5 protein-coding genes are annotated in these 6,301 nt (G+C 49.6%); 4 read left to right on the plus strand and 1 reads right to left on the minus strand.

Going from position 1 to position 6,301, the window contains the following annotated elements:
* From ACTHSX_RS09160 to ACTHSX_RS09170, 3 genes are all read left to right on the plus strand, one after another.
* Nucleotides 1–534, plus strand: coding sequence for an alpha/beta hydrolase (locus ACTHSX_RS09160; RefSeq protein WP_440377461.1), 534 nt, complete (start codon nt 1–3; stop codon nt 532–534).
* 166 nt (nt 535–700) lie between these two features.
* Nucleotides 701–2,812, plus strand: coding sequence for a TonB-dependent receptor (locus tag ACTHSX_RS09165; protein ID WP_440377462.1), 2,112 nt, complete (start codon nt 701–703; stop codon nt 2,810–2,812).
* A 170-nt stretch (nt 2,813–2,982) separates the two neighbouring features.
* Nucleotides 2,983–3,678: a thiol:disulfide interchange protein DsbA/DsbL gene (locus ACTHSX_RS09170; RefSeq protein WP_003749428.1), complete on the plus strand. Its 696-nt coding sequence runs from the start codon at nt 2,983–2,985 to the stop codon at nt 3,676–3,678.
* Nucleotides 3,679–3,844: 166 nt separating this feature from the next.
* On the opposite strand, the gene ffh is transcribed toward ACTHSX_RS09170, so the two are convergent.
* Nucleotides 3,845–5,215 (minus strand): signal recognition particle protein, encoded by a 1,371-nt coding sequence (ffh, locus tag ACTHSX_RS09175; RefSeq protein WP_003684000.1) that lies wholly within the window; start codon nt 5,213–5,215, stop codon nt 3,845–3,847.
* Nucleotides 5,216–5,397: 182 nt separating this feature from the next.
* Between ffh and ACTHSX_RS09180 the strand changes: the two genes are divergently transcribed.
* Nucleotides 5,398–6,210 (plus strand): cytochrome C assembly family protein, encoded by an 813-nt coding sequence (locus ACTHSX_RS09180; protein ID WP_003684009.1) that lies wholly within the window; start codon nt 5,398–5,400, stop codon nt 6,208–6,210.
* Nucleotides 6,211–6,301: the final 91 nt, after the last annotated feature.

Here is a 6,301-nt window from a genome sequence, read left to right on the forward strand (position 1 = left end):
ATGCAGAGCTTCGAACTCGAAGAAATGGCACTGTTTCTGATACGCGATGCGGATGAAGCGGAAATGTGGATAGACCGCTGGGCGGTCAGCTATCCGATTGTTCAAACTGCCGAAGCTGATAGTCGGCAAACCATTTCCGAATGGCAACACGCCATTCAGACGGCCTTCGACCATATCGTCAGCAGAAATATTGCCGTCGTGGCTCATGGTGCCGGCGTGTCCGCATTTTTGGCATGGCTGTACCAAGCCGACATCCTGACGCAAAAACGCCTGACCAATATTATTTTGGTCTCGCCGCGTCCCGAGGCTTTTTCCGAAGACGAAATCCATACGTTCCAACGCGTCCGCTGCCCTTGCCGTACGGCGTTGGTCATCGCCGAAACAAACGGCACGCCACGCGATTGGGCGCAAGAACAGGCCGACCGCTGGCAGGCGCGCCTGCTTCAATCACCGCATTCCGGCCAGTTAAACGGCGCGCTCGGCGGTTGGCAATGGGGCATGAAGCTGATGCAGGAAATGTTGTTGAGTAAGTAGTGTAGTAATATCTATTAATATTAATAAACGAAGGCCGTCTGAAACCGATATGTATTTCAGACGGCCTTTGTTTACAAATATCATGTTAAATATAATTAAAAGAAACTATTCTCATTTCTTTTTTGAAGCAATATAATTCGGTTGTTTCGTTAAATTGAGTATAAAAATGCAAATACCATTTCATTTGGCTTTATTACCCACGCTGATTATCGCTTTCTTCCCTGTTGCTGCCGCCGATACGCAGGACAATGGTGAACATTACACCGCTACTTTGCCCACTGTTTCTGTGGTCGGACAGTCCGATACCAGCGTACTTAAAGGCTACATCAACTACGACGAAGCTGCTGTTACCCGCAACGGACAGCTCATCAAAGAAACGCCGCAAACCGTCGATACGCTCAATATCCAGAAAAACAAAAATTACGGCACGAACGATTTGAGTTCCATCCTCGAAGGCAATGCCGGCATCGACGCTGCCTACGATATGCGCGGCGAAAGCATTTTCCTGCGCGGCTTTCAAGCCGACGCATCCGATATTTACCGCGACGGCGTACGCGAAAGCGGCCAGGTCCGCCGCAGCACTGCCAACATCGAGCGCGTGGAAATTCTGAAAGGCCCGTCTTCCGTGCTTTACGGGCGCACCAATGGCGGCGGTGTCATCAACATGGTCAGCAAATATGCTAACTTCAAACAAAGCCGCAACATCGGTGCGGTTTACGGCTCGTGGGCAAACCGCAGCCTGAATATGGACATCAACGAAATGCTGAACAAAAACGTCGCCATCCGTCTTACCGGCGAAGTCGGGCGCGCCAATTCGTTCCGCAGCGGCATAGACAGCAAAAACGTCATGGTTTCACCCAGCATTACCGTCAAACTCGCCAACGGCTTAAAATGGACGGGGCAATACACCTACGACAATGTGGAGCGCACACCCGACCGCAGCTCGACCAAGTCCGTGTACGACCGCTTCGGATTACCTTACCGCATGGGTTTCGCCCACCCAAACGATTTTGTCAAAGACAAGCTGCAAGTTTGGCGTTCCGACCTCGAATACGCCTTCAACGACAAATGGCGCGTCCAATGGCAGCTCGCCCACCGCACGGCGTCGCAGGATTTCGACCATTTCTATGCAGGCAGCAAAAACGGCAGCCAAATCAAACGCAACTACGCTTGGCAGCAGACCGACAACAAAACCCTGTCGTCCAATTTCACACTCAACGGCGACTACACCATCGGCCGTTTTGAAAACCATCTGACCGTAGGCATGGATTACAACCGCGAACACCGCAACCCGACATTGGGTTACAGCCGCGCCTTTTCCGTCTCCATCAACCCCTACGACCGAGCAAGCTGGCCGGCTTCGGGCAGATTGCAACCCGTCCTCACCCAAAACCGCCACAAAGCCGACTCCTACGGCATCTTCGTGCAAAACATCTTCTCCGCCACGCCCGATTTGAAATTCGTCCTCGGCGGTCGTTACGACAAGTACACCTTTAATTCCGAAAACAAACTCACCGGCAGCAGCCGCCAATACAGCGGCCATTCGTTCAGCCCCAACATCGGCGCAGTGTGGAACGTAACGCCCGCCCACACGCTCTACGCCTCGTATAACAAAGGCTTCGCGCCTTATGGCGGACGCGGCGGCTATTTGAGTATCGACACTTCGTCTGCTGCCGTGTTCAACGCCGACCCCGAGTACACCCGCCAATACGAAACCGGCGTGAAAAGCAGTTGGCTGGACGACCGCCTCAGCACCACATTGTCCGCCTACCAAATCGAACGCTTCAATATCCGCTACCGCCCCGACGCGCAAAATGATCCCTACACTTGGGCAGTCGGCGGTAAACACCGTTCGCGCGGCGTGGAATTGTCCGCCATCGGGCAAATCATTCCCAAAAAACTCTATCTGCGCGGTTCGTTGGGCGTGATGCAGGCGAAAGCCGTTGAAGACAAAGAAAATCCAAACCGCGTGGGCATCCATTTGGACAACACCAGCAACGTTACCGGCAACCTGTTTTTCCGTTACACACCAACCGAAAACCTCTACGGCGAAATCGGCGTAACCGGTACGGGAAAACGCTACGGTTACGACTCAAGAAACAAAGAAGTGACCACACTTCCAGGCTTTGCCCGAGTTGATGCCATGCTCGGCTGGAACCATAAAAACGTCAACGTTACCTTTGCCGCGGCCAATCTGCTCAATCAAAAATATTGGCGTTCGGACTCTATGCCGGGTAATCTGCGCGGCTATACTGCCCGGGTAAATTATCGTTTCTGATAAAATCAGGCAAAGGCCGTCTGAAAATAAGGCTATGATCTAAGCCATATTTCAGACGGCCTTTTATAAAGGTTGAAATAAAACTAAACACATTTTTTCACTCAAATTGAACACGCCTTCAACAAAATGCCATAAAATCCGCCCATTGATTTGAATGTAAAGAGATACCTATGAAACTGAAAACCTTAGCCTTGACCTCATTAACCCTGTTGGCATTGGCCGCTTGCGGCAAACAGGCGGAAACCAGCGTTCCGGCAGACAGCGCCCAAAGCAACACATCCGCTCCGGCAGCCCCTGCCGCATTGACCGAAGGTGTCAATTACACCGTATTGTCCAATCCGATTCCGCAACAGCAGGCCGGCAAAATCGAAGTATTGGAATTCTTCGGCTACTTCTGCCCGCATTGCGCCCATCTTGAGCCGGTCTTGAGTGAGCACATCAAAACGTTTAAAGACGATACCTATATGCGCCGGGAGCATGTCGTGTGGGGTGATGAAATGAAACCTTTGGCACGTTTGGCGGCCGCAGTGGAAATGGCCGGCGAATCAGATAAAGCTAACAGCCATATTTTCGATGCGATGGTTAACCAAAAAATCAACTTGGCCGATACCGATACCCTGAAAAAATGGCTGTCCGAACAAACAGCGTTTGACGGCAAAAAAGTATTGGCTGCATTTGAGGCTCCTGAAAGCCAAGCGCGTGCGGCTCAAATGGAAGAGTTGACCAATAAATTCCAAATCAGCGGCACACCGACTGTGATTGTCGGCGGCAAATACCAAGTCGAATTTAAAGACTGGCAGTCCGGCATGACCACGATTGACCAGTTGGTGGACAAAGTACGCGAAGAGCAGAAAAAGCCGCAATAAGTTGAAGGCTGAATGAATAAAGGCCGTCTGAAAATAGGATTTCAGACGGCCTTTTATATGAGACGTTATAGAATAGATGGTTGCTAAAGCCTCAAGGTTTTAAATCAGAATATAAAACCAAAACGCCGTCTGAAACTTTTCAGACGGCGTTTTCTGTCAAATCGGCTTACAAACCTGGGAACATGCCTTTCATTCCCTTCATACCTTTGGCCAAGCGCATCAGTTTGCCCAAGCCGTTGCCGCTGAACATCTTCATCATTTGTTGCATTTGTTCAAACTGTTTGAGCAATTTGTTTACTTCCTGTACGGTTGTACCCGCACCCATCGCAATACGGCGTTTACGGCTGGCTTTGAGCAGGGCAGGGTTGGCGCGTTCTTTAGGGGTCATCGAGTTGATGATGGCTTCTACTTTGCCCATCGCTTTTTCAGCCGTTCCTTCGGGGATTTGTTTCGATATTTGACCCAGTTCTCCCGGCATTTTCGACATCAGGTTTTCCAAGCCGCCCATATTGCGCATTTGCTGGATTTGTTCTTTAAAGTCGTTGAGGTCGAAGCCTTTGCCTTTTTGCAGCTTTTTCGCCATTTTAGCGGCGGCTTCTTCATCAATACCTTTTTGAACGTCTTCAATCAGGGTCAATACGTCGCCCATGCCGAGGATACGGCTGGCAAGACGGTCGGGGTGGAAAGGTTCGAGGCCGTTGATTTTTTCGCCGACACCGATAAATTTAATCGGTTTGCCGGTCACATGGCGTACGGACAATGCCGCACCACCGCGCGAGTCGCCGTCCATCTTGGTCAATACGACACCGGTCAGCGGCAGGGCTTCATTAAATGCCTGAGCAGTGTTCACTGCATCCTGACCCAACATGGCATCAATAACGAACAAAGTTTCAACCGGGTTGACCGCAGCATGAAGCGCTTTGATTTCGTTCATCATCTCTTCATCGATTGCCAAACGGCCGGCGGTATCGACCATCAATACATCGTAAAAATGTTTTTTGGCGTAATCGACGGCGGCAGTTGCAATCTCAACCGGTTTTTGGTTGGTATCGGATGGGAAAAAGTCCACGCCGACCTGTTCGGCTAACAGACGTAGCTGTTCAATCGCGGCAGGGCGGTAAACGTCGGCAGATACCACCAAGACTTTTTTCTTCTGATCGTTTTTCAGCAGGCGGGCGAGTTTGCCGACAGTTGTTGTCTTACCGGCACCCTGCAAACCGGCCATCAAAACGATGGCAGGCGGTGAAACCGATAAATCCAGCGTTTTGTTTTCCTTGCCCATCAATTCGACTAAGGCTTGGTTGACCACACCAATAAAGGCTTGGTCAGGCGTCAGGCTGCCGACGACTTCTTGGCCAAGGGCCTGTTCTTTGACTGTGTTGACGAATTCTTTAACGACGGGCAATGCAACGTCGGCTTCCAGCAGGGCAAGACGAACCTCGCGCAAGGCTTCTTTAATATTGTCTTCGGTCAGCGTTGATTGGCCGCGAATATTTTTGAGTACCTTGCTGAAGCGGTTGGTCAGGTTGTCTAACATACTTATCCTTGATAATGAGAATAGCTGCCCAATACAGGGCATTCTTTGTTAAAATAAAATTCGGATTATTTTACACGATAGTCCGAAGTTATGCTTCAAGAACACAAACAAGCACAGCAAGGCCGTCTGAAACCCAGCCGGGTGTTCGTCAAGTGTTCATACGTCTATTGAGAAAGATATTTATGCCGATTGTCTTAATCTGCCTTATGCTGGTGTATGCCGGATTGGGCGCATTTTCCTGGTTGCAACATAAAAAACACAATAATAAGTCTTACCCGCTGAAAACCGAGCTGCTGATTTTGAGCGGCGCATTATTGGTACATGGCGCAGCATTGATGTTCCCAGTATTGCAGGATAGGGTATTGATTACCGGTTTTGGTTATTCGCTCAGTCTGATAGTTTGGCTGATGCTGATGATGTACTGCCTGGGTAGCTTCTTTTATTGTCTGCGCGGGGTACAGCTCTTATTGTATCCCTGTGCCGCATTGACCTTATTGTTGGGTTTCCTTTTCCCGGGAGATTTTTCAGGCCGCCAAATCGTAGACTTATTGCCGCTGTCGCACATCGCATCATCATTGCTCGCATACGGATTATTTGGCATCGTTACCTTATTTGCCATCCTAATCCTTTTGCTCGACCGCAATCTGCACAAACGCCGTTTTTCCGCATTGGTCAGCTTCTTACCGCCATTATTGAGTTTGGAAAAACTCATGTTCCAAGGTATGTGGGCAGGGTTCGTTTTATTGACCTATTCCGTTATCAGCGGTACGTTTTTTGCAGAAACTGTTTTCGGCAAGCCGATGACCTTCACGCATAAAACCATCTTCAGTATTATGTCGTGGCTGATTTATGGCGCATTATTGTTGAAGCACAGCATGACCGCATGGCGCGGCAAAAAAGCCGCCGTTTGGACTATTGTTGGATTTGTTAGTCTGATTTTTGCCTATGTGGGCAGTAAATTCGTCCTAGAAATTGTCCTTCAACGCATTGGATAAATAGAAATCAAAACAAAGGCCGTCTGAAAGAGCAATTCAGACGGCCTTTGTTTTGTGTTTTTTTGTATGTATGGATAGTGTAGAAAGGTTG

The organism is Neisseria sp. P0014.S002 (genome assembly GCF_051958295.1).
Lineage (GTDB): Bacteria > Pseudomonadota > Gammaproteobacteria > Burkholderiales > Neisseriaceae > Neisseria > Neisseria flavescens_B.

Excerpts from the sequence above, each read along its gene's own strand:
- ACTHSX_RS09160 (WP_440377461.1), top strand. The coding sequence starts at position 1 with ATGCAGAGCTTCGAACTCGAAGAAATGGCACTGTTTCTGATACGCGAT.
- ACTHSX_RS09165 (WP_440377462.1), top strand. The coding sequence starts at position 701 with ATGCAAATACCATTTCATTTGGCTTTATTACCCACGCTGATTATCGCT.
- ACTHSX_RS09170 (WP_003749428.1), top strand. The coding sequence starts at position 2,983 with ATGAAACTGAAAACCTTAGCCTTGACCTCATTAACCCTGTTGGCATTG.
- ffh (WP_003684000.1), bottom strand. The coding sequence starts at position 5,215 with ATGTTAGACAACCTGACCAACCGCTTCAGCAAGGTACTCAAAAATATT.
- ACTHSX_RS09180 (WP_003684009.1), top strand. The coding sequence starts at position 5,398 with ATGCCGATTGTCTTAATCTGCCTTATGCTGGTGTATGCCGGATTGGGC.